The 23935-nt window shown below is 67.4% G+C and carries 19 protein-coding genes; 4 read left to right on the top strand and 15 right to left on the bottom strand.

Going from position 1 to position 23935, the window contains the following annotated elements; all coding sequences use genetic code 11:
- Positions 1 to 50 precede the first annotated feature (50 nt).
- Positions 51 to 1085, top strand: coding sequence for a dipeptidase (locus MXB90_RS09055; RefSeq protein ID WP_250043792.1), 1035 nt, complete (start codon positions 51 to 53; stop codon positions 1083 to 1085).
- 63 nt (positions 1086 to 1148) lie between these two features.
- Here the strand turns inward: MXB90_RS09055 and MXB90_RS09060 are convergent, their stop codons facing one another.
- The 5 genes from MXB90_RS09060 to MXB90_RS09080 all read right to left on the bottom strand — a co-directional run bounded on the left by MXB90_RS09060 (position 1149) and on the right by MXB90_RS09080 (position 8368).
- Entirely contained in the window at positions 1149 to 4715 is a 3567-nt protein-coding gene (locus tag MXB90_RS09060; RefSeq protein WP_250043793.1) for a translocation/assembly module TamB domain-containing protein, read from the bottom strand.
- On the bottom strand, positions 4715 to 6520 hold the full coding sequence (locus MXB90_RS09065; RefSeq protein ID WP_250043794.1) for an autotransporter assembly complex protein TamA: 1806 nt from the start codon (positions 6518 to 6520) through the stop codon (positions 4715 to 4717). Before MXB90_RS09065 ends, MXB90_RS09060 begins: the two co-directional genes overlap by 1 nt.
- A gap of 135 nt (positions 6521 to 6655) precedes the next feature.
- The gene (gene idi / locus MXB90_RS09070; RefSeq protein ID WP_250043795.1) at positions 6656 to 7186 is read right to left on the bottom strand and encodes an isopentenyl-diphosphate Delta-isomerase; all 531 of its coding nucleotides are present in this window, start codon (positions 7184 to 7186) and stop codon (positions 6656 to 6658) included.
- A 93-nt stretch (positions 7187 to 7279) separates the two neighbouring features.
- Positions 7280 to 7795, bottom strand: coding sequence for a protein-export chaperone SecB (secB, locus tag MXB90_RS09075; protein ID WP_250043796.1), 516 nt, complete (start codon positions 7793 to 7795; stop codon positions 7280 to 7282).
- Between the two features lie 54 nt (positions 7796 to 7849).
- Positions 7850 to 8368, bottom strand: a complete 519-nt coding sequence (locus tag MXB90_RS09080; RefSeq protein WP_250043797.1) for an FxsA family protein — start codon at positions 8366 to 8368, stop codon at positions 7850 to 7852.
- A gap of 109 nt (positions 8369 to 8477) precedes the next feature.
- Here MXB90_RS09080 and MXB90_RS09085 point away from each other — a divergent pair, with 109 nt between their 5' ends.
- Positions 8478 to 9140: a Tim44/TimA family putative adaptor protein gene (locus MXB90_RS09085; RefSeq protein WP_250043799.1), complete on the top strand. Its 663-nt coding sequence runs from the start codon at positions 8478 to 8480 to the stop codon at positions 9138 to 9140.
- Positions 9141 to 9269: 129 nt separating this feature from the next.
- Positions 9270 to 9866 carry a Smr/MutS family protein gene (locus MXB90_RS09090; protein ID WP_250043800.1) on the top strand — a complete coding sequence of 199 codons (597 nt, stop codon included), beginning with the start codon at positions 9270 to 9272 and terminating at the stop codon, positions 9864 to 9866.
- Positions 9867 to 9869: 3 nt separating this feature from the next.
- Here MXB90_RS09090 and MXB90_RS09095 read toward each other — a convergent pair whose 3' ends face one another.
- From MXB90_RS09095 to hslV, 4 genes are all read right to left on the bottom strand, one after another.
- Complete coding sequence (locus tag MXB90_RS09095; RefSeq protein ID WP_250043802.1) at positions 9870 to 10976, bottom strand: alpha/beta hydrolase; 1107 nt, start codon at positions 10974 to 10976, stop codon at positions 9870 to 9872.
- 81 nt (positions 10977 to 11057) lie between these two features.
- Positions 11058 to 12362: an ATP-dependent protease ATPase subunit HslU gene (gene hslU / locus MXB90_RS09100; RefSeq protein WP_250043804.1), complete on the bottom strand. Its 1305-nt coding sequence runs from the start codon at positions 12360 to 12362 to the stop codon at positions 11058 to 11060.
- Positions 12363 to 12365: 3 nt separating this feature from the next.
- Positions 12366 to 13427, bottom strand: coding sequence for a hypothetical protein (locus tag MXB90_RS09105; protein WP_250043806.1), 1062 nt, complete (start codon positions 13425 to 13427; stop codon positions 12366 to 12368).
- Positions 13420 to 13977, bottom strand: coding sequence for an ATP-dependent protease subunit HslV (gene hslV / locus MXB90_RS09110; protein WP_250043808.1), 558 nt, complete (start codon positions 13975 to 13977; stop codon positions 13420 to 13422). Before hslV ends, MXB90_RS09105 begins: the two co-directional genes overlap by 8 nt.
- A gap of 87 nt (positions 13978 to 14064) precedes the next feature.
- On the opposite strand from hslV, the gene MXB90_RS09115 reads away from it, so the two are divergent.
- Positions 14065 to 14973 (top strand): hypothetical protein, encoded by a 909-nt coding sequence (locus MXB90_RS09115; protein WP_250043810.1) that lies wholly within the window; start codon positions 14065 to 14067, stop codon positions 14971 to 14973.
- A 43-nt stretch (positions 14974 to 15016) separates the two neighbouring features.
- Here MXB90_RS09115 and trxA read toward each other — a convergent pair whose 3' ends face one another.
- The 6 genes from trxA to tsaE are packed head-to-tail and all read right to left on the bottom strand — an operon-like array spanning position 15017 to position 23904.
- Positions 15017 to 15337, bottom strand: coding sequence for a thioredoxin (trxA, locus tag MXB90_RS09120; RefSeq protein WP_250043812.1), 321 nt, complete (start codon positions 15335 to 15337; stop codon positions 15017 to 15019).
- 55 nt (positions 15338 to 15392) lie between these two features.
- A complete protein-coding gene (gene addA / locus MXB90_RS09125; protein WP_250043814.1) occupies positions 15393 to 18788 on the bottom strand; it encodes a double-strand break repair helicase AddA in 3396 nt (1131 codons plus the stop codon).
- Positions 18788 to 21724, bottom strand: a complete 2937-nt coding sequence (gene addB, locus MXB90_RS09130; protein ID WP_250043816.1) for a double-strand break repair protein AddB — start codon at positions 21722 to 21724, stop codon at positions 18788 to 18790. Before addB ends, addA begins: the two co-directional genes overlap by 1 nt.
- Complete coding sequence (locus tag MXB90_RS09135; protein WP_250043819.1) at positions 21717 to 22409, bottom strand: nucleotidyltransferase family protein; 693 nt, start codon at positions 22407 to 22409, stop codon at positions 21717 to 21719. Before MXB90_RS09135 ends, addB begins: the two co-directional genes overlap by 8 nt.
- Positions 22385 to 23404, bottom strand: coding sequence for an aminoglycoside phosphotransferase family protein (locus tag MXB90_RS09140; protein ID WP_250043821.1), 1020 nt, complete (start codon positions 23402 to 23404; stop codon positions 22385 to 22387). Before MXB90_RS09140 ends, MXB90_RS09135 begins: the two co-directional genes overlap by 25 nt.
- Positions 23401 to 23904, bottom strand: coding sequence for a tRNA (adenosine(37)-N6)-threonylcarbamoyltransferase complex ATPase subunit type 1 TsaE (gene tsaE, locus MXB90_RS09145; RefSeq protein WP_250043831.1), 504 nt, complete (start codon positions 23902 to 23904; stop codon positions 23401 to 23403). Before tsaE ends, MXB90_RS09140 begins: the two co-directional genes overlap by 4 nt.
- Positions 23905 to 23935: the final 31 nt, after the last annotated feature.

Consider the following 23935-nt stretch of genomic DNA (forward strand, 5'->3'; position numbering starts at 1 on the left):
GCAAGGTGCGGGCGGGTAAAGGGCGGCAAAACGCCGAAGGAGCAGGCAATATGACGCCAATGGCGATATTCGACGGGCACAACGATCTGCTGAATGATCTTTGGGCCGCAGGCGACCGGATGGGCGCGGGCTTTTTCGCGGGGCGTGCGGGCGATATCGACCTGGCGAAATGCCGGGCCGGCGGCTTTGCGGGCGGGTTCTTCGCGATCTGGGCGCCGGGCCGCCCCGAGGATGCGCCCGACCCCATGGCGCTGGAGCGGGTCTTTCCGGCCATCGCCCCCGACCGCGCCCGCGCCGCCACGCTGGAAATGGCGGCGATCCTGCTGCGCATGGCGCGCGCGCGCCCCGATGCGATCCGCATCTGCACCACCGCCGACGAGATTGTGACGGCCCGCGCGCAAGGCGCCATCGCCGCAGTGATGCATATCGAGGGCTGCGAGGGGATCGGCCCGGATCTGGAGGAACTGCACCTGTATCACGCGGCGGGTCTACGCAGCCTTGGTCCGGTCTGGTCACGCGACAACATTTTTGGCCACGGCGTGCCGTTCCGCTTTCCGGCAAGCCCCGACACCGGCCCCGGGCTGACCCAAGCGGGGCAGCGTCTGGTGCGCGAATGCGATGCGCTGGGCATTCTGGTGGACCTGAGCCACCTGAACGAGGCGGGGTTCTGGGATGTTGCACGGATCTCGCAAAAACCCTTGGTGGTGACGCATTCCGCCGCCCATGCGCTGACGCCGGCCACCCGCAACCTGACGGATCGGCAACTGGACGCGATCGCCGAACGCGATGGCATCGTGGGGCTGAACTTTGGGGTGCAGTTTCTGCGCGCCGATGGCATCAAGAACCCCGATACCGGGCCCGAGGATCTGATCCGCCATCTGGATTACCTGCTGGCGCGCCTGGGCGAGCGGCGCGTGGCGCTGGGATCGGATTTCGACGGGGCGATGATGCCGGGGTTCATGGGCTCGGCCGCGGGTTTGCCGAAGCTGGTCGAGGCGATGCGCGCAAGGGGATATGGCGAGGATCTGATCCGGCGGATCTGCTGGGACAACTGGATCGACCTGCTGCGTCGCGTGATAGGCTAGGCGGAAGCGGGGGGCTGTCTGCCCCCCGCACCCCCCGAGGATATTTGGCCAAAGCCGAAGGGATCAGTAGTCGCGTTCGAAGAACAGGCCGATCCCGCTATCGCCATCCGAGCCGAGGCTGCCGCGCGCCGTCAGGTTGGGGGTGACATCAAGGTTCAGGTTGATCTGCGACTTGCCCGCGCTGTCGATCACGACATCGCTGTAAAGGTTCTCGGACAGGTATTTCCCGGCGCGCAGCTGGGTTTCCCCTTCCTCGCTGGTGCCGATGTCCAGATCGTCCAGCCCGAATCCCTGGCGCAGGCGGCCCACGATGCCCTCGCCGCCCTTGCCCGCAAGGCTTGCGACGGCCGAGGCAAGCTGGGCCGCCTGCAACGGCGACAGCTGGGTGAGGCCCCGGTTGAACAAGAGCCGCGCCAGCACCTCCTCTTCGGGCAGTTCGGGCGTCGAGGTGAAGCGTAGCGCCGGGCTGCTGGCCTCGCCCTCGATGGTGACGGTTGTGGTAAAGTCGTCCTGTTGGGTGGTGGCGGCAAATCGGATCCAGGGGATCAGCGCGCCCTGAACGGCGACCTGACCTTCGTCCAGGGTGAAGCGTTGGCCAAGGATGTCCAGACGACCGCGGATCAGGCTGAATTCCCCGATCGGGATGATGTCGGCGGTGCTGCCGCCAAGGCGCAACGCGCCGCCCAGTTCGGCATCAAGGCCGCGGCCGCGCACGAAAATCTGCCGGGGTGCCGTGATGGTGACATCCAGCGGGTAGGCGGGGCCCGCGCGGCGACCGCTTTCATCCGGCCGGTCCAGCAGCCCGGCGCGGGCGCGGGTTTCGCGCACGGTCGCGGGTTCGCCGATATGGGTGATGTCGGGGATGGCGGCGACCCCGCCCAGACCGGTCGAGGGGATGCGCAGTTCCGTTTCCGCAATGTCCAGCGCGCCCGCAATCCGGGCGCCACCTGCAAGCGGGCCGGTGACCGACAGGCTGCCAGAGACCCGCGTATCATAAAGGTCAGGGTCGCGCAGGCGCAGCCGGTCCAGCGTGACCGCCAGATCGCCGTTGAACGGGGCCGTCAGGGCAACCGGCCCCCGCAGGCCAAGCGCTCCGCCCGAAGACAGCCGCCCGCCGCCGTCGATCTGGGCCTGCCCCCCCGAAAGCGTCGCCACCAGATCGACATCGTCCAGCGTCAGCCCCAATGTCGGCGCCACCAGACGCGCGCCCGATGCGACGACGCGCCCCGACAGCGCCTGCAGCCCCAGCGCCCCGACAAGGCGCAGGTCAAACCCCAGCGGTCCCTGAACCGAACGTGGGGCGATGAAGGCATTGGCAAGCGCGGTTTCGGCCGCGCCCTCAATCGCAAGATCAAGCTGGCTGAAATCCTGGGCGATGTTGCCCGTGATCGTGGCGCGGCTTGCGCCGGGGCCACTGCCGGCCAGATCCAGCGCATAGGCGGTGGCTTGTTCGGTGACCGTGCCCGACAGGGTCAGAGGGCCGGGAAATCCGGGCGCGATCAGCGCGGTATTGGCAAGGCGGGCATCCAGATTGATCCGCCGCGTCTCTTGGTCGATCACACCATCGGCGGTGGCGCTGAGTTGCGGGTTTTCAAGCTGCAGCCGTTCCAGCCGGATGCGGCCATCGCGGTCCAGCGCCAGCAGCGACAGGCGTGTTTCGCCGGCCAGAACCCGGTCAATCTCGGGCTGGCCGATCCCAAGCCCGCGCCCGGTGCCATCCAGCGTCACGCGGCGGGTGCCCTCGGCCTCGGCAAAGGTGGCCTCGGCGCGCAGGGCCCCGCGCAGGCCGGGCCGCAGGATCGACAGATCGGTCATTTCCGCGCTGGCGGTCAGGTCGCTGGCGCCGGTGCGGATCACCCCCTGGGCGGTGCCGGCAAGCGCGCGGGCGCTCACCTCGGCCCGGCGCAGGGTGATGCCGGTTTCGTCGCGCCGTGCCGACAGCGTCACGGTGGACCGCCCCGCCAGAAGGCGGTCAACTTCGGGCTGGTTCAGGCGCAGATCGGTGCCGGCCACGGCCAGTTCGGCATCGAACGCGCCGTTCAGAACGGTATAGCTGCCTTCAACCCGGCCCTCGATCCGGCCGCCCAGGTCACGCCCTGCCAGACCCGACAGATTGCCAAGCGCGCTGTGGCGCAGATCAACCCCGCCGGAAACCGTGACGCCGGTATCAAGGCCATCCAACCGCAGCGCGCCGTTCATGGCATAGCCACGACCGGTGGCGCGCAGCCGGGGCAGGCGCAGCGGTTCGCCCTGTTGCCAGGAAAACACCGTGCGCCCGGACAGGAAGGGGCCAACCGCCTGATCCAGGGCCGGATCGGTCATGCGAAGCCCGCTTGCCGCGAAATCAACCGTGCCGCCGAACAGGGCCCTTCCCGCGCGCTGGGCAATCCGCCCCGAGCCGGTCAGCCGCAGGCCGCGGATGTCCATCGCCTGCTGGCGCAGCCCGGCGATGCGCCCGTCCAGCGACCAGCCATCGCCCTGCGCCCGGTCATAGCCGATCTGCAGGTTGGCGCCGCGCAGCCAGGTCTGTTCGCCAGCCAAAGGCAGCAGGACATCCTGCCCCGTGCCAAGACCGATCCGCACCCGCAGCGCCGCGCGTTCGGGCATGCCGTCGGGCCGCAGTTCGACCGCCCCTTCCAGATCAAGCGCCTGGCTGTCGATGGACAGCACCGGCAGGCTCAGGCTGCCCGAAGGGCGGCGCGCACCCTCGGCCCGCAAGGTGACCTGATCGCCGAAAAAGCCACGGTATTCGGGTGGCAGCAGCGGGGAGATGTCGCCACCCAGATCGGCGCGGAACCGCCGTTCAGGTGCTGCGCCTGTGGTGGCAAGGGTGCTTAGCGTCACCGCCCCCGTAAGCCGCGGCGCGCCATCCGTCGCAAGCCGGATATCGGCGGTGAAATCGTCGATCGGCGCGGAACCGGCAATGGCCAGGCTGATCGCGGGCGTGCCGGGCAGCCCGATCAGATTGGCGGCGATGCCATCGCGCGCTTCGTCGACCAACAGGTCCAGCGCCAGCTGGCGGGTGGCATTCGCGTAGGACCCGGTCAGCGACAGGCGGCCTTCGCGCCCGTCGATCCGGTTGATCGACAGGTCTGCCGATCCTTCCCCGCCTTCAAGGCGCATCGACCCCGTCAGCGACACCTCGGCGGCGGCGCCGAACAGCGCCTGGCCCAGCACCACGCGCCCGGCCTCGATCTTGCCGATTTTCACCGAAACGGGCAGGTCCGGAAGGGCAAAGGGCTTGACCTCGGGCGACGGGGTGTCGCCCCCGGCAGATTGCGGCGCGCGGGGCAGTTCGATCACCGCGGCGGAAAGCTCATCAATCTCGACCCGCCCTGACAGCAATGCCGAACGGGTCCAGCTGATCGCCCCATCGCGGATGGTCAGCCAGACGCCCTCGTCATCGGCGATGGTCATCTGATCAAAGGTTGCGCGTGACGACAGGGCACCCGCGAACCCGTCGATGCGGATGGTGCGGCCCGCGCCGGACAGGTTGTCCTCTAGCAGGGCGGTCAGATAGCTGCGGTCGCGCGCGGTCTGTTCGGCGGGCACGGGCGCAGGGGCGCTGTCCTGCGCCGCCACCGTCGCGGGCAGCACAAGCAGCAGAAGGGAAAGCACAAAACCGCGCATCAGAAGGCCTGCCCGATCCCGAGGTAGATCTGCACCCCGTCCTCTGTCCCGCCCGAAACCGGCGCCGCCACATCCAGCCGGATCGGCCCGATCCCGGTGTTGTAGCGCAGCCCCAGACCCGCGCCCGCATGCCAGTCGCCCGCGTCATCAAAGAAATCGACCGCGCCGACATAGCCCGCATCATAAAAGGCAACCACGCCAATCTTCCGCGTCACGTCCGCGCGCAATTCGCCCGACAGGGCCAGGAATTTCGTGCCCCCCGTGCGCTGATCGCCACCGCGCAGCACATTCACCCCCAGCGATTCATAGGGTTGGCCGCGCACCGTGCCGCCGCCGCCGGAATAGAACAGATAGTCGCGCGGCGTTTCCAGCAGGGTCGATCCATAGACCGCGCCAATCTGGGCGCGCCCGGCAATCACAAAGCGGTCCTCGACGCCGAACCCGCGATAGCCGCGCAGATCCGCCTTGATCTGGGCGCCGGATCCGGTGGTGCCCAGGCCCAGAAAGGGCGTCAGGTCGGCGGCGGCATAATAGCCGCGCGTGGCATCCAGCGCGTTGTCGCGGTTGTCGAAGGTCAGGTTCAGCGGCAAGGCAAGCTGTTCAAAGGTGCGCCGGCTGCCGTTTTCGCGCACCTTGGCAATGCTGTACCGCAGCCCTGCCGATCCGGTCAGCCGGTCGTTGAACATATGGTCAAAGCCCAGACCAAAGCTGAATTCATCCGACAGGTAATCATCTGTTTCAACCCTGGCCAGTTTCGTCTCGATATAGCCCGATGTGTCGGGCGACAGCGTCGCGGGCCGGTCGATGCGCAGGCCCAGGGTGTAATCCTCGCCGCCGGTGGTGCCGCCGATGCCGGCCACTTCGCCCTCGATCCGGAAGCGTTCCCCACCGCCCAGCAGGTTGCGGTGCAGCCAGTAGCCTGACACCGTCAGACCGTCGAGCGTGGACAATTCGCCACCAAAGCCGATGCGCCGGGGCTTTTGTTCCACCACGGCCAGATCCGCATCCAGCACCGCACCGGGGGAAAGCGTCTCGGCCTCGGTCAGGGTGACCGAGCTGAAGATGCCGGTGCGGCGCAGGCGGGCACGGACCTGATCCAGTTTTGCGGGGTCAAAGACCTCGCCGGTGGGAAAGCCCGCGATCTTGGCCAGACGGCGGGGATCAAGCCGGTCATATCCGCTGGTGCGCAAGGTGCCAAAGCGGACGCGGGGGCCGGGGTCCAGCGCGATCGCGGCATCCAGCGTCCGGGCGCGATGGTCGGCTGTGATGGTCTGGCCCGCGACGCCTGCCTTGGCATGGCCCTGCCTGCGCCAGCCATCAACGCCGGCGGTCGCGGCGGCGACGATCTGGCCGGATCGGGCCGGTTTGCCGGGGCCAAAGCCCTCGGGCAGGTCGGTTCCGGGGGCAACCGGCGCAATCGCGGCACGGGCAAAATCGAAACGCGGGCCGGGGGTGATGATGACATCCACCGCGCGCATGGACGTTGGCGCATCCAGCGGGGGGATCGCCGCGGCCTCGCGCCCGTCGATGCGGATTGAGATCACGCCGGAATAATAGCCCTCGGCATAAAGCGCGCCCAGGATGCGGCCGTAATCGGCGCGGGCGGCCGCGAACAGGCCCTGGGGGTCGGTGACCTCGGCGGTGGCGGCTTCGCGCGTCAGGGATGCGGCCGCCAGGATATCATGCAGCTCCGCATCCGCGCCGGGGGTGTCAAAGGCAAACCGGTCAAGCGCCTGCGCGGGCGCCATGCCCGCCGCAAGCAACGCCAGTGCCGCAAGCAGTGCCCGGCCCCCTGACATATGCATGCTGCCCCCCGCTGCTGAGCTACCCTTTTCCCGACATAACCAAAATTGCAGCAAATGCCCCGGATGGCCAGAGCCGCCTGCGCTTTCGCATGGGTTAGGGCAAATTCCCCGGCATGCCCCGCGCGGCGCAAGGGCCTAGCGCAGCAGGTGGCGGGAAAAGATGCGGTCCATCGGGCCGGACATATAGATCGCCAGCCATTTCGAGAATCGTTCGGGGTGGCGTTGCACCTCTGCGGCCAGATCGTGCAAGTCGATCCAGCGCACCTCGGATACTTCGGCGGGGTCGGGCGTGACGGTCATGCCGGGGCGGGCATAGGCGATGTAGATATCGACGACCTCATGTTCGATCATGCCATTGCCCACATCGGCGCGATATTCCAGCCGGTCGGCATGGGCAGGAAAGAGGCCGGTGATTCCAAGCTCTTCGCGCAGGCGGCGCAGGGCGCAGTGTTCGGGCGGTTCATCCCAATGGGGATGTGTGCAGCAGCTGTTCGCCCAAAGCCCGGCCGAATGATACTTGCCCGCGGCGCGGCGCTGAATCAGCACGCGGTCACCATCCAGCACAAAGACCGAAACGGCCTTGTGCCGCAGCCCCTTGCGGTGAACGTCCAGCTTGTCGGCCGGGGTCAGGGTTTCGCCCACCCAGGCGGGAATCATCTCGGTCATGGTATCGCCAAATTGATGCGCCGCCGGATCATCGGTCCGGCGGCGCGGTGTGTCACGTGGTCAGCTTGCCCCAGAGGCAGCGTGTCGCGCCCCTCAGGACAGCTGGGCGCCGGCGGTGGCTTGCTGCGCCTCGGCCCGGCGGGCCAGTTCGGCGCGATACAGCGCAAGGAAGTCGACCGTATCCAGGTTGAACGGTGGGAAGCCGCCATCCCGCGTCACATCCGACACGATGCGGCGCACGAAGGGGAACAGAAGGCGCGGGCATTCGATCAGCAGGAAGGGGTGCATCTGTTCTTCGGGCACGCCTTCGATGTGGAAGATCCCGCCGTAATCCAGCTCGAGCAGGTAAAGCGGGCTGTTGTTGGCCTTGTTGGTCGAGGTCACCTTGAACTTGGTGATCACCTCATACTGGTGTTCCACCTGGCGCTTGCGCGCATCCAGGCTGACCTGAACCTGCATTTCGGGCTGCACATCGGCCGATTGCAGGCCCTTTTGCGCCACGACATTTTCAAAGGACATGTCGCGCACGAACTGGGCCAGAACGCTCATCTTGACCTGGGGCGCGGTCTGCGGCTGCGCCGGGGCGGCGCCGTTGGTTTCTTCTGACATAAGGTTCTCCACTGTTCCGTTTGGGCAAGGGTGTAGCACCCCGGCCCCGGCGTCTCAATGCCCCGATCCGCCGCGTGTCCAGCCCGAGGGGCCGCGCCCCTGCATGGGGCGTGCGGGCGCGTCGGGATCAAGTTCCTGAAAATCGGCATCGATCACATCGGGGGAATGTGCGGGGCGATGGGGGTCGTGCCGGGCCGTGCCGGCCCCGCCCATCTGAAAGCTGGCCACCGTGACGCGGCTTGCCAGATAGCGCATCACCGCCAGACGCACCCGCGGGATCAGCAGCGCGATGCCCACGGTGTCGGTAAAAAAACCCGGCGTCAGCAACATGGCGCCCGCGAACAGGATCATCGCGCCATGCGCCAGGGGCGCGGTGGGATCGCCCAGTTCCGCCATCGCGCGGCGCAGATCGGCCAGGGCCTGCGCGCCTTGGCTGCGCACCAGCGTTGTGCCGACAATCGCGGTCAGCACCACAAGCCCCAGCGTCGGCCAAAGCCCGATCAGACCCCCGACCTGAATGAACAGCGCGATCTCGATCAGCGGAACTGCGAGAAAGGCCAGAAAAATCCACATCCTGCGCTTCCTTTGACTGTTTGGGGCGCTGGTGGACTTGATCGCGCCCCTGCCCTACATAAGTGTGGATGCGTCAATTACAAACGCCCCGCTTGCCCGAGGACCGCCGATGGAGAATGCCGTGATTCAGCTGATCGTTCTTGCAGGGATCGCGATTTTCCTGATCATTAAGCTGAAAAGCGTGCTGGGCACGCGCGAAGGCTTTGAAAAGCCGCTGCAGCCGGCCGAACGCCCTGAACCCGGCGTCGCCCGCCGCGGCTTTGAGGTGATCGATGGCGGCGTCGATCACGACATTGTCGATCACGTCCCCGATAACAGCGATGCGGCCCGTGCGCTGGCCGCGATGAAACGGGTTGAGCCTGCTTTTGGGGTGGGTGAATTCCTGCAAGGTGCCCGCGGCGCCTATGAGATGATCCTGATGGCTTTTGAAAAAGGCGATCTGGAACGCGTGCGCCCTTTCCTTGCCCCCGAGGTGTTCGATGCCTTTGACGGTGTGGTCAAGGCGCGCGAGGAACGCGGGCTGACGGTGCAGGCGGAATTCCTGGGCCTGCGCGAACTGACCATCGCGGGGGCAGAGTTCGACCCCACCAGCCGCGAGGCGGAGGTGACGGTGCGGTTTGGCGGCGAGCTGATTTCGTCGGCCCGTGACGCGGCAGGCAATATTGTCGAGGGTGACCCCAAGGCGCCGCGCAAGCAGCGCGATGTCTGGACCTTCGCGCGCAAGATGGGCAGCGCCGATCCGAACTGGCAGCTTGTCGCCACGGGCGGCTAATCCGATGCGGGCTTTGCGCAGGGAAAACCTTCCCGGCCTTGGTCCCGGGGATCACGCCGCCAGCGGGGCGGCGTTTTTCGTTTGTCGTCCGGTGCGCCTGGCCGCCCGTTTCCCGCGCAGGCCGGGCCGATGACCCGCCGCCCGCGCAAGCTGACCCCGGAAGAACGCGATCTTTGGTCGCGCGTCGCGGCCACGACCACGGCGTTTCATCCGCCGCGTCCGGCGCATGAACCGCCCGCGCCCGCGACCCCGGCAAAGCCCGCGCCCAAAAAGGTGCATCCCGAGGTCAAGGATTTCCGCATCGGCCAATCCGCGCCGGGCTATGCCTTCCGCCACGATTTGGCCCCCTCGATCGCGGATCAGCTGGCGCGCCAGCCGGTGGTGATGGATCGCAAGACGCATCGCCACATGACGCGCGGCAAGCTGGAACCCGAGGCGAAGATCGATCTGCATGGCATGACACTTGCCCAGGCCCACCCCGAGTTGATCCGCTTCATCCTGAACGCGCAGGACCGTGGCTGTCGGCTGGTGCTGGTGATCACCGGCAAGGGCAAGCGTGGTCTTGATGACGGGCCAATCCCGCAGCGGCAGGGCGTGTTGCGTCACCAAGTGCCGCACTGGCTGCGGCTGCCGCCACTGGGCGGTGCCGTCATGCAGGTGACCGAGGCGCATCTGAAGCACGGTGGATCGGGCGCCTATTACGTCTATCTGCGGCGCGGGCGCTAGCGGTCAGTTCGTCAGGCCCATCGCCAGTTCGTCGACCGGGGTCAGCACGATCCGCGTGGCCTCGCGCACCGTCAGAACCACGCCGGGGATCAGCCCCGTGCGCCCGGTCTGATCGCCTTCCAGCACGGCGGCCACCTCGCCGGTCGATCCCAGAAGCGCGATCAGGGCGGGTGATTTCGCCACGTCGAAATGGCCCTCGCCGGTGGCGAAGGCGCCGACCTCGACCATGGTCACCTTCAGATCGGAAATCGGCGTCACGTCCTGCAGGTTGCCAAGGCGCGCCGATTCCCCCGTCAGGCGCGCGGCAAGCTGCAAGGCCCGGTCGCGGCGCGAGGTGAAGATGATGAACGGATCTGGCAGCCGTCCGATCCGCCGGGCCTGGGCGCGGAACACATCCACATCCAGATCGGGCGAGATCAGGACCATGCCATTCACCCGTGAAAGCGTCTCTGTATCGCCTGAAATCGCCATTTGACGCAGCGTCTCCATGCTGAGCGCGCCGCCCATCGAATGGGCGATCACCACGATCCGGCGCGCCCCTGCAGCGCGGATTTCGCGCAACAGATGTTCAAACCCGTCGCGGGCGAACAGGGCGGAATCGCGATCATAGGCATAGCCCATGACATTGGACCGCGACGGCCAGGAATAATGCACCAGAACGCCGGGAACCTTCAGGTCATGGCCGATCTGGGCAAAGCGATACAGGCCCTCGGCGAAGGTGTTGTTGTATCCATGCACGAACACCACCGCTTCACCGCCGTTCCGGGCCAGCGCGCGGCGCAGATCGGCGCGGAAGGCCGGGGCCTGGGGGTAAAACTCGGCCCCGGTGGTCAGGAAGTCGCGCGCAGGGTCGGGCGCGCGGCGGGGGTCGGGGTAGCTGATGTCACCCGGCCCGCGATCCGGCGGAACCGAAACATCATAACGCGCAAAGCGCAGCGACTCGAGCCGCCCCCGGCCCAGATCCTGCCCGGTTTCCGGGTCTGGCCCGCGGGTTGTGCCCACAAAGATTGACCGTGCGGGCAGGGCCGCGTCCTCAACCAGCAGGATTTCGCCACGCGGGGCGCAGGCGGCAACAAGACACAGACAAAGAACACTGACGATGCGGCGCACCTGATCCCCCTGAACAGATGCGCGCAGGATAACGGCGCAGGTCCGCCGCCGCCAGTGCCCCCGGCCGTCGCTGCGCCCGTGCTACAGCACGTAACGGCTAAGATCGCTGGACCGCGCCAGATCGCCTAGATGGCGTTCCACAAAGGCGGCATCCACGGTGACCTGTTCGCCGCCCCGGTCCGGCGCGGTGAAGGACAGTTCCTCGAACACCCGTTCCATCACCGTATAAAGCCTGCGCGCGCCGATGTTTTCCACACTGCGGTTCACATCCGCCGCGATCCGGGCCAGCGCCGCGATGCCTTCGTGGGTAAAGGTCACGGTGACCTCTTCGGTGGCCATCAGCGCGGTATACTGGCGGGTCAGGGCATTGTCGGTTTCCGAAAGGATGCGGACGAAATCTTCCTCGGTCAGGGGTTTCAGTTCCACCCGGATCGGCAGGCGCCCCTGCAGTTCCGGTAACAGGTCCGAGGGCTTGGCAATGTGGAACGCGCCGCTGGCGATGAACAGGATGTGGTCGGTTTTCACCGGGCCATATTTGGTGGAGACGGTCGTGCCCTCGATCAGCGGTAGCAGGTCGCGCTGCACGCCTTCGCGGCTGACATCGGCGCCACGGGTTTCGGCGCGGGCGGCGACCTTGTCGATTTCGTCAATGAAGACGATGCCGGATTCCTGCACCGCCTCAAGTGCGGCAGCCTTCACCGCCTCATCATCCAGCAGCTTGTCGGCCTCTTCCGAGATCAGCAGGTCATAGCTTTCGGCCACGGTCAACCGCTTGCGGGTGCGTCGGGCGCCGCCGATGGCCTTGAACAGGTCTTGCAGACCCTGGATCTGCATGTCCATCCCCGGGCCGCCCATGCCCATCATCGGCATCGGGCCGGATTGGTCGGCGACCTCCAGCTCGATCATGGTGCTGTCCAGCTCACCCCGTTTCAGCTTGCCGCGGAACATCTCGCGCGTGGCTTCGCGGGCGTCGGTGCCGGCAAGGGCGGTGATCACGCGATCCTCGGCGGCCTTGTGCGCGCGGGCCTTGACCTCTTCGCGCATCCGGTCGCGGGTTTCGATCATCGCGGCATCGGTCAGATCGCGGATGATCTGTTCCACGTCGCGCCCGACATAGCCGACCTCGGTGAATTTCGTCGCCTCGACCTTCAGAAAAGGCGCCTTGGCCAGCTTCGCCAGACGGCGGCTGATTTCCGTCTTGCCGACGCCGGTGGGGCCGATCATCAGGATGTTCTTGGGATAAACCTCTTCGCGCAGGTCATCGGCCAGCTGCTTGCGCCGCCAGCGGTTGCGCAGCGCGACGGCCACGGCGCGCTTGGCGTCCTTTTGCCCGATGATGAAGCGGTCAAGCTCGGACACGATTTCGCGGGGGGTCAGGGTGGTCATGGCTCACTCCGAATAGGGGGGCAGGCGGTGCTTGCCGGGAAAGGGGGGTAGCGCGCGCATCAGGCGGGCGCGCAGGTCGGTCCAGAAGGTGCCAAGGCTGGTCAGCACAAGGCCAAGGATCACCATGATCCAGGCCCAGTCCAGCCCGCCGCCATTGCGCGCGACATAGCCGATCAGGAACGCCAGATAGCCGATGCCTGCGGTCAGAAAGCTGCGCCGGTCGATCACCAGCGCCAGCGCGGTGACAAGCGCCAAGGCCAGCGCCAGCAGGCCATAGCCCGCGCCCGGACCCATGTTGTAAAACGTCAGCGCCACGGTGTTGACCAGCGCGGGCGCCGCCAGAATGTGCAGCCAGAAGCCGCTGGCCGAATGGCGGCCCAGCCGGTGCGGATCGCGCATATCGAACCACAGCCCGGCGGCAAGCGCGCCCAGACCGAAGACCAGCGTGCCCACGGCCAACCCCGACCCGCCGCGCAGGTCGAACAGATCCTGCCAATGGCCCGCAAAGGCCTGCGGGTTGACCGAATGGGTCAGCACCAGCACCGCGCCAAGGCCACACAGCCCCAGCAGGAAAACGGTGAAGGGCAGCCGGAACCGGCGATACCAGGCCACCAGCCCCGCCGCGACGCCGCCCAGCAGCATCAGCGCGCTGCCGGTGAAGGTGCTGTCCAGCGACAGGTTCTTGCCGATGATCCAGCCCATCACCCCGGTCAGCGCCATCGCAAAACCAGTGACCAGCACGATCGAGGGCAGCACCATCCGCCGCCTCAGCGTGAAATAGCCCGCAAAGATCCAACACAGCGCGGCGGAGAAAGCCGCGATCAGCCCCGGATGGCCCAGCAACGCCGACAGCCCGATGATCCCGGTGATCAGGATGATCAGCCCGACCGACAGGAAGATCTCGGCAAAGCCCTTGAACAGCTCAAAGGGTTCATCCTCGGGATCCTGCGCCTGGCGGTGGCCGGCGCGGGCCTGCGCCAGCGTCAAAAGCCGGGCGGCCTGCGCCTCGGTGACAAATCCGGCGGCCACGGCGGCACGCAGATCGTCGCGGGTGATGTCAGCCACCGATCGACTCCACCGTCAGGTTGCCGTTGGTGTAGACGCAGATATCGGCGGCAATCGCCATGGCCTTGCGGGCAACGGCCTCGGCATCCAGATCGGTTTCCATCAGCCCGCGCGCGGCGGCCAACGCGAAATTCCCGCCCGAGCCGATGGCGGCCACGTCATGTTCGGGTTCCAGAACATCACCCGCGCCGGTCAGGACGAACATCGCCTTGCCATCGGTGACGATCAGCATCGCTTCCAGATTGCGCAGATATTTGTCCATGCGCCAGTCCTTGGCCAGTTCCACGCAGGCGCGGGCCAGCTGGCCGGGCGCGGCCTCCAGTTTCTTTTCCAACCGTTCCAGCAGGGTGAAGGCATCTGCGGTCGATCCGGCGAAACCGGCCACCACCTCATGCCCGCCGGGGGACAGGCGCCGGACCTTGCGCGCGGTGCCCTTGATCACGGTCTGGCCCAGGCTGACCTGCCCGTCGCCCGCCACGACCACGCGACCGCCCCTGCGCACCCCGATGATCGTGGTGCCGTGCCAGCCGGGAAACTTGTCTTCCGCCATGATACCCTCCGTTTGACGCAGATATGAGGCCCCGGGCAGATGCATGCAACCCTTGCCCCCCGCAAGCCGGCGCGGCTAGATGCGCCCATGTCGCGTAACGAGATCCTGCGTATCTACCTTGATGCCCCCACCCTGGCGCGTGCCCGCGCCGGCGAGCATAATTTCTTCCACCGCCTGACCGGCGCGGTGCGCAGCCGGGGCTGGCGCGTCGAATTGCGTGAAAGCACGCTGGCCGAACGGCTCGCGGCGCCGGCGCGGGGCGGCTACGCGTTGTTTCACATGGAACAGCCCACACATGCGCGCGCGCTGACCTGTCGGCGCACCTATGTCGGGGCGTTCTGGCACATCGAGGCGCAGGCCGAGCGTTGGGAATGGCCCGTGGCAAAGGCCACCTTTGACCCTGATCAGATCGACCCGGCTGCCGCCGCTGCCTTTGGCGGGCTTTGGAGAAAAAGGCTCTATTCCGGCGGAAATGACGTATCGGATGGCGGCTTTGTTTTCGTGCCGCTGCAGGGGCGGCTGACCAGCCACCGGTCGTTTCAAGCCATGAGCCCGATCGACATGCTGCATCAGGTTCTGGCGCGCACCGATCTGCCGGTTCGCGCCTTCCTGCATCCGCGTGAAACCTATGGTGCAGCGGAACGGTCGGCGCTGGCGGCGTTGACGGCGCGCCATCAGCGGCTGACGGTGGAAACCGGCAATCCCCGCCACGCGCTGCAACATTGCAGCTTCGTGGTGTCGCAAAACAGCGGTCTGGCGCTGGAGGGGTTCGTTTTGCACAAGCCCGCCGTGCTGTTCGGGCGGATCGACTTTCACCATATCGCCGGTTGCGTGCCGCGCGACGGGCTGAACCCCGCCTTCGCGGCGCTGGACCAGCTGCCCGAATTCGACAAATACCTGTATTGGTTCCTGCATCAGCAGGCGATCAACGCGGGCCGGCCCGAATGCGAAGACCAGATCCTGACGGTGTTGCGCGGTCACGGCTGGCCGATATGAAAAGGCGCCCCGTGGGGCGCCTGATCGGATCTGTTCACGCGGCTCAGATAGCCGATTCGATCCAGCTTTGCAGCGCGGCCTTGGGCGCGGCGCCGACCTTGTTGGACACGACCTGACCGTCCTTGAACAGGAACAGCGCAGGAATGCCGCGCACGCCCAGAACGGCGGGGCTGTCGGGGTTTTCGTCGACGTTGACCTTGACGATTTTCACCTTGCCGGCCAGTTCGTTGGACAGTTCTTCCAACGCGGGGCCGATCTGGCGGCAGGGGCCGCACCATTCGGCCCAGAAATCGACGACGACGGGGATGTCGGAATTGCGCACCTCGGCGTCGAAGGTGGCATCGGTGACTGCGACGGTAGCCATGGCTCTCTCCTGCAAGATCGGTTGGACGCGAAGGTAGGCCCCACCCCCCGGCGCGTCAAGATGCGGTGGCTGTGCGCAATGCCGCATCAAGCTGTGCGTCGGACAGCGGCATCAGCGTCGCATCGGCGGTCCAGAGAACCGACACCTCGACCGCGCGCTCGGGGTAGATCTGCATCAGGGCCGCGCGATAGGCCGCCATTTGCCGCAGGATGCCCAACGGCACATCCCGCACATCGGCGGGGACAACGGCGTTGGATTTGTAATCCAGCACCCGGACACGGTCGGGGGTGACCAGAAGCCGGTCGATCACCGCATGCAGCCGACGCCTGCCAAGGGCTTCGGGCGCGGCGGTAATCTCAACCTCGGTCAACGCTTCGGGCACCAGAAACTCGCGCATGAAGGGGGCCTGCAGCACCCGGCGGGCTTCGGCCAGAACAGGCTCTGTTTCACCCGGATTGGCCGCATCCGGGCCAGATTGCAGCAACGCCAAGGCCAGGTCCGGCCAGTCGGCTTGCGGATGCTGTGGCAAGTGTTCCAGCAGCAGGTGCAACTGGCGCCCGCGCCGCTTGGCGGCCTCTTCGTCCAGCAGGGCGCTTTCGCCGGGCAGCGCCTTGGCCCCGCCCAGATCCGAAGGCGAAAGCGCCGTTTCGGGGCGCTGCGCCTCGGGCGGGCGGCGCAGGCACCAATCGGGCAGGGTCGCCGTGGCGTCCGCGGCCGCAGGCCGGGGCGCGGGCTGCGGGTCTGGCCAGCGCCCAAGGCCAAGCCTGCGCACCGGCCCGCCCGCCGCCTGATCGGTGGCCGCGTCAAACCCGGTGACGGCGCCGGCCTTGTCCATGCCTTCGGCAACCAGCGCATACCAGCTGTCTTCGCCGGTCCCTACATCGCCCGCAGCGGTGACGATCAGCCATTTTTCGGCCCGTGTCATGGCGACATACAAAAGGCGCATGCGTTCTTCGCGCAGGCGTTGTTCGGCCTCGGCCCGTTCGGCCATAAGTTCGGGCGGCGCCTCGGCGGCATTGGCGCGCCAGACTGCGGTGTGCCCGTTCAGCCGAAAGATTTCGTCGCGCGGGGTATCGCGGCGCTTGGCGGTATCGGGCAGGATCACGATCGGCGCCTCCAGCCCCTTGGCGCCATGCACGGTCATCACCCGAATCGCCCGGCCCGCGCCTTCCAGCTGACGCTTGATTTCCACCTCGCCCGCCGACAGCCAGACCAGAAAGCCGGTCAGGCTTGGCACCTCGGCGCGTTCGAAGGCCAGCGCTTGGGACAGCAGCTCATCGATGCCATCCTCGGCCTCGGGGCCAAGCCGCGCGATCAGCCGGTCGCGCCCGCCGTGGCGGGTCAGCAGGCGTTCGATCAGGTCGTAGGGCCGAAGGAAATCCGCCCGGTCGCGCAGATCCTGCAGGATGGCGACGGTATCGGCATCGGCGGGGCTGTCGCGCAACGCCTCCCACAGATAGCCTTTGCGCGGCTGGGCCAGCTGGAACAGATCGCGTTCCGTCCAGCCAAACAGCGGGGATCGCAACGCCTCGGCCAAGGCCAGATCGTCTTCGGGCAGCGACAGGAAGGCCAGCACAGACCGGATATCACGCACCGCAAGTTCCCCGCCAAGGCGCAGCCGATCGGCGCCCGCGATGGCCAGACCGGCGGCCTTGCATTCGCGGATGATCTCGGTGAACAGCGCGTTGCGCCGCTGCACCAGGATCAGGAAATCGCCTTCGTGAATGGCGCGCGACGGGCTGGTGCCGTCCCGGCCGGGCAGCTGGGTGCCGGCATCGATCAGGCGCCGGATCTCGGCCGCGATCCGGCGGGCAAGCACCACGGTTTCATGATTTTCGCCGCGTTGATCCAGCGCCTGATCCCAAGGTGTATCTTCGGGTTTTTCCGCCTTTGCCACGGCGGGCCACAGATCCACCCGCCCGGGCATGTCGGCGTTGAAGGCGATGTGGTGCGTGCGCCCGCCGAGACCCTCGGTGCCGGGCCGGTCGAATGTCAGGTCCACCAGTTGCAGGATCGCCCCCGAGGACCGGAAGGAATATTCCATCTCCATTTCCTGCAAGGGGCGCCCGGCGGCGGCGAATTTCGTGCCGAAATGGCCGCGCATCGCCTCAAACCGGCGCAGGTCGGCGCCCTGGAAGGAATAGATCGACTGCTTGCGGTCGCCCACCACAAAGATCGTGCGGGTCACATCGCGCGCACCTTCGCCGGCGGTGAATTCATCGGCCAGCCGTTCGATCACCGCCCATTGGCCGGGGCTGGTATCCTGCGCCTCATCGACAAGGATGTGGTCGATCCCGCCATCCAGCCGGAACAGAACCCATTGCGCGACCGAGCTGTCCGACAAAAGCGCCCCGGCGCGGTCGATCAGATCATCGAAATCCAGCCAGCCCCGTGCCGACTTGCGCGCGATATAACGCGGCAGAAAGGCGGCGGCGAAGGTCTGCAGGGCCAAGCTGCGTTCGGCGGCGGCAAGGGCAATCCGGCGGCCGCGTGCGTCCTGCACCCGTTCCATCAGATCTTCCAGTTCGGGCATGAAGGCGGCGGCCTTGCCTTCGCGCAGGGCTTTCTTCGGGAAATCGCCGATCTTGGCGGTGAACGGTTCGTTGGTTTTCGCGCCGGACCCGTAAAGCAGGACGCCTTCCAGAATGGTCAGCGCGGCCAGGGTGGGCGCCTGCACCGCCGCCAGCTTGTCCGCCGCCTTCGCGTCATTGCCGCCGCTGTCACGCAACAGGCCCAGCAGGTCGCGGATCAGCCGGATGTCATCGGGGCGCAGCGCCTCGGCCAGCAGGTCTTGTGCCGTAAAGCCGGGCGGCAGGCCGAACGCCATCAGGGCCGCATCGCGGTCAGGGCTGGCGGGAAAACCGTCTCTGTTGCGGCTGATTTCGGCCAGAAGACCATCCAGCCCCTCGCCCGCGGCATGGCGCGCCAAGGCGTCCATGGCGGGACGATCCGCCCCTGCGGCCAGCTCCTCCAGGATTTCGGCGCGCAGCAGCGCCCCGGCACGATCATCCATTTCCACAAAGCCGTGTGGCACACCGGCTTCCAGCGGAAAGCGGCGCAACAGGGCCGCGCAAAAGGAATGGATCGTCTGGATCTTCAGCCCGCCGGGCGTCTCGATCGCCTTGGCAAACAGCCGCCGCGCCTGCGCCATCCGGTCCGGCGCGATCGGCCCTTCATCGCCCAACTCGCGCAGTTGATCGCGCAGCCGGTCATCGGGCAGCATCGCCCATTCCCCCAGCCGACGCAGCAGGCGGTTCTGCATTTCGGCGGCGGCGGCCTTGGTATAGGTCAGGCACAGCACCTTCTGCGGCTCTGTCCCGCCCAGAAGCAGGCGCGCCACGCGGTCGGTCAGCACCCGTGTCTTGCCCGATCCGGCATTGGCCGACAGCCAGGTGGAATTGCCCGGATAGGCGGCCTGAACCTGACGTTCGGTGGCGGCATCGCGTTGCATCAGGCCAGATCCTCGGGTTCGGGGTCCTCGGTGATTTCCCATTCGCCATAGCGCGACAGGTGGTCGTAATCACCAGCAATCGCGGTGGTTTCCAGCGCGCGGCGGGCGGTAAAGCCCTTGTCGGGGCGCAGATAGGCCGCGATCAGCCGGGTGAACCCGGCCCAGGTTTCGCGGATATCCTCGGCCGAGACATCGACCTCACGCGTTGCCCCTTCGCCCCCCAGTTGGACATAGCTGAGCCTGGCCACCTCACGCGGGCCGATATCGCCAAAAGCGCCGCGTTCGATCATGCCCGCTTCCAGCAGCAGTTGCTTGTCAAAGGCCTTCACCTGCGCGTCGCTGGGCGGTTTGCCCGACTTGTAATCCAGCACATGCGCCCGCCCGTCCTGCAAAAGGTCGATCCGGTCGGGGGTGGCGGTCAGGGTAAAGACCGGCGCGGCCAGCGTGATCGACCCTTTTTTTTCGATCACCGCGGGCGTGCCCTCGCCTGCGCGGGCCTGTTCATCGACGACAAAGCGGTGTGCGATCCGGGCGATTCGCGCAAGCCAAAGCCTTTGCGCGCTGGGCCAGGGAATTTCCTCGGCCAGGACGGTTTCCGCGATCTGCAACAGCCGCGTCACGGCGGCATCGGCCGGCTCATCCTCGGGGCGTTCGGCCACGAAGGTTTCGACGATCCGGTGCAGCACTTGCCCGCGTAGGCGGGGATCGGGTTCGGGGCGCAGCGGGTCAAGCGGGCGCAGCCGCAGGATGCGTTGGGCATAGATCGCATAGGGGTCGCGGATCAGGGTCTTGATCGCGGTCACTGGCAATTCGCGCGGGCGCGCCTCGGCCGGGGGGCGGGGCGAGGGGCGGCGCGCGGACGGCACCCGTTGCGCGGGCGTGTCGATCTGATCGGCCCGCGTAAGCCAGACCGCGCCGCGTGCCTGCATCGCGGCCAGCGCCTCGGGGCCGCCTGCATCGGGCAGCCCGCGCAGCAGGTTCGTCAGTCGGTTCAGCCAGCGCGACGGGATGGTTTCGGCGTCGCAGTCGCGCCGCGCGCGCGTCATCACCACCTGCGGGGCGCCCATCGCCTGCTGAAAGTCATGCGCCGACAGGCCGATCTGGCGTTCGGGCAGCAAAAGCCCCGCCTCTTGCCGCATCCGGCGGCTGAGCCAGGGGTCAGGCGCAGGCATTTCCGGCCAGACTCCTTCGTTCAGCCCCGCCAGGATCACCATATCCGCGCCCTGGATGCGCGCCTCAAGCGTGCCGAAGATTGAAATGCCGGGGCGGGCGGCCTCGGTCTGCCGGATCAATCCGTTTTGCAGCAGGCTTTGCACCAGATCGGCATAGTCGGCGGGCGTATAGCTGCCACCGTGACCGGCCTCGCGCTGCAATTCGGCAAAGATGCGGGCGGCTTCCTGCCCGGCATCTTTCAGCCATAACTCGCTGGCCTCGACACTGCCGCCGGGGCCAGCCGCCAGCGCGCCGGCAAAGGCAAGATGCGTCTCTATGCAGGCAGAAAGCGGGGCTTCAGCGACCTGATCCAGCCCGGTGATCGCCTGCCCAAGCCAGTTGGCCCAGGCGATCCGATCCGGCTCGGGGCGCTTGTCGGCCCAGGCGCGCAGGGCGTCGGCATCGGGAAAGGCCGGTCCATGGCGGCGCAGGTGCAGTTCCAGTTCCCGGGCGTAGCGCAGGTGCAGGCCGCGGCTGGCCGAGCCCGTCGCCGTCAGCGGATGCTTGAGCAGGATCAGCAGGTTTTCCAGCGACAGCCTGCGCCCCAGCAGCCCTGCGACATGGCGCAGGAAGCGCCCCGGCGGGGTCAGCGGCAGCGGCTGGCCCGCGCTGTCATCGGGCACGATGCCCCAGCGGTCCAGCGCCGCGGCGACGCGCCGGGTCAGCATCCGGTCGGGCGTGATCAGCGCAGCCTGGGTGTCGGTTTCGGCCGCCTCGCGCAGGATCAGGGCGATGGCCAGAGCTTCCTTGCGCGGGTCGCGTGCCTCCAGCAGCGATAGCCCCGCTACCGCGCCGGGCAGGTCGTTCCACTGCGCGCCTTCGTGCATCCATTGGTCGGTGACGGGCGCGGGGCGCAGGGCCAGTGACAAAAGCGCGTTGCGGCGCGGGGCGCTGGGCGCGGTGCCGTGCCAGACCTGCACATCCGCAGGCCGCATCCCAAGCGCATTCAGCAGCGCCGCAAAGCGATATTGCGGATGATCCTCGGCCGGAAGGGCGCCATCGCGCAAGCTGTCCCAGACCTGCGCCGGCATGTCGAAATCGAACCCCGGCAGCACCACATGCCCGCCTGGCAGCCGCGCAACCGCCTGCATCAGCAGCGCCGTGGCCCCCCGCGACCCGGTCGAGCCCGCAATCACGATTGGATCGGCGGGCGGCTGGGTGGCCCAGCGCGCCGCTAGTGCCTCGGCCACCAGCCTTTGGCGGGCCTCGGCGTCGGGTGCGGCGTCAGCCTCAAAGTAGCGGGCGACGATACGGATGAAATCCAGGCTGCGGCGCCAGTGTTCGGCATGGGTTTCGGCGATGTCGAGCTGTTCCAGCATCGCTGGCGTCACCCCCTCGCTTTGCATTTCGGCAAGCAGGGCGGCAAGGCTGTCGGCTAGGCCAAAAAGACCCTGTCCCGGCGCGAAATCGGGCAGGCGGTGGGTCAGCCCGGCGACCAGCTGCGCCAGTTCCAGGCGGCGGCGCAGCGGCGGCACGGCGGGCGGGTGCCCAGCCAGCGGGTCGCGCCCCAGATCCGTGATCAGCCGGATGCGGGGCAGAAAGCCCGCGCCCTGACGGTCGAATTCCTCGCGCACACGGCGCTGCATCCGGCCCGAGTTGAGATAAAGTTGCACCCGCGCCAGGGCTTCGGGCGGGCCACCGCCCAGCCGGGCGATCAGCCCCGCAACCAGCGCGCGGGGGAAATCCACACCGCAGGGCAGGGCAAACAGACGCCGATCAGCCATCGCTGCCGCCCAGCATGGCTTCGGCCAAGGCAATGCTTTCGGGCCGCCCGACATCACACCAGCTGCCCTGATGCACGATGCCAAAGGCGCGACCTTCGGCGATCAGCCGGTCCCAGTGCCGGTTGAGCGAGAATACCGTGTCGGGAATTGTTTCCAGCCCGTCCGGATCGACGATTTGCGCGCCCGAATAGACATATCCCTGGCCGCGGGTGATGCGCCCGTCCGGCCCAAGGCAAAAGTCACCCGCGCCGCGGTGGCCCAGGGCCCGATCCGGCGGCACCAGCGCAAGCAGCGCGCCCATGCGGCCACCGTCCCATGCCGCGCGCAATGCCCGCAGAACATTCGGCCCCGACCAGACGGCATCGGTGTTCAGCGTGAAGACCGGGCCCGGGCCAAGCAGCGGCAACGCCTTGCGCAGGCCGCCGCCGGTTTCCAGGATGCAGGCGCTTTCATCTGAAATCAGCACGTCGGTACCGTCCAGATGGGCCGCGATCTGTACCGAAAGATAATGCGTATTGGCGACGACACGCGCCACGCCCGCCCCGGCAACAAGGTCGCGCGCATGATCGATCAGCGGGCGCCCCGCCACCTTGACCAGCGGTTTGGGGCGCGTCGCGGTCAGCGCGCCCATGCGGGTGCCAAACCCCGCGGCAAACAGCATCAGCGCATCGGGTGTTGGCCGCATTGGTCCTTGATCCTTTGAAGGCGGTCCGGGGTGGGCGGTGGCAGCGCGGCAGCGACCGCGCGCGCCAGATCCAGCAGATCCGGATGGGCCAGGTTGCGTTCGATATAGGCCCAGGTTCGCGGCATCAGGTCCAGATAGTGCGCCTTGCCCATCGCCATGCACAGCCGCGCGAAGACGCCCAGAATACGCAGCGACCGTTGCGCACCCAAAAGCGCGTAGATGGCCGCGAAACGATCCTGTTCCAGCCGGTTTGCTTGGGCATAACGCGCGCGTTCCTGCGCCTCGACTCGGGCCGAGACATCGCGGCGGGCATCTTGCAGCGCCGAGACGAGGTCATAGGCCGGATGGGCCGCGACCGCATCCTGAAAATCCAGCAGCCCAAGGCGGGCGGGGCCGGTGCGGTCGGGAAGCCACAGAAGGTTCTCGGCGTGAAAATCGCGCAGCGCGACAACCGGTGCCTCGCGGTTCAGCCTTGCGTAGGCGGCCTCGATCAGGGGGGCAAGATCGTCGGCGGCCTGCGTGCGTGGCGCATCGATGCCGGGCAGATACCAATCAACCGTCAGCCGGACCAGATCGCCCAGGGCGGGCCCGTCCAGCGGTGCCAGAAAATCGGGCGGGGTGTGGCGGTGCAGCGCGCCAAGCGTTTCGGTGATGGCCGCGTAAAGCGGGCCCTCGCGCAAGGGATCGGCGGCCACCAATCGCGCGACCAGATCGTCGCCCAGATCCTCCAGTAGTAACAGGCCCTGCGCGGGCGCTTCGGCCAGGATGCGCGGGGCGGAAAAGCCGCGATCCAGCAGCCATCGGGCCATGCGCGAAAAGCGCGTGACATCCTCGCCCGATGCCGGGGGGGCATCCATCAAGACCGCGGGCCGGTTGCCCAGGCGCAGGCGTTCGTATCGGCGGGCCGAGGCATCACCTGCCAGCGGCGCGCGCGCGGCATCGGCCCATCCGGCCTGCGCCAGGAAGGCGGTGATGATCCCGTTGCGCGCGGTCACGCGGCGGCCCCATCGGCACGCGCCAGCTCGACCAGGGCATCGTTCCAGCGAGGGTCCGTGGCGGTGGCGCAGACTTCGCGCGCGGCGCCATCGGGCGTGGCCGCAAAGCGAAGCGTCAGCGCGTTGCGCGGTGTCAGATCGCCCAGCCGATCAGGCCATTCGACAAGGCAGATGGCCTGCGCGAATGCCTCATCCAAGCCCAGTTCCAGCACCTCATCGGGGTGACCAAGGCGATAAAGGTCGGCGTGCCAGATTTCGGGCACATCGGGGGAATAGACCTGCACAAGCGTGAAGGTGGGCGAGGGGACATCTTCCTGCCGTCCCGCCATGGCAAGACGGGCCTGAATCACGGCGCGGGCGAAATGGGTCTTGCCGGCGCCAATCGGCCCTTCCAGCAGAACCACGTCGCCGGCGCGCAAAAGCGGTGCCAGACGTGCGCCCAGACGCGTGGTCGCATCCGCGTCGGCAAGGGTCAGGGTCAGGGGCGGCCGGGTCTGCATGGGCGCAGTTTTACCCTGCACCTGCGCCGCC

Source organism: Phaeovulum molybdatiresistens (genome assembly GCF_023544865.1).
Classification (GTDB): domain Bacteria; phylum Pseudomonadota; class Alphaproteobacteria; order Rhodobacterales; family Rhodobacteraceae; genus Pontitalea.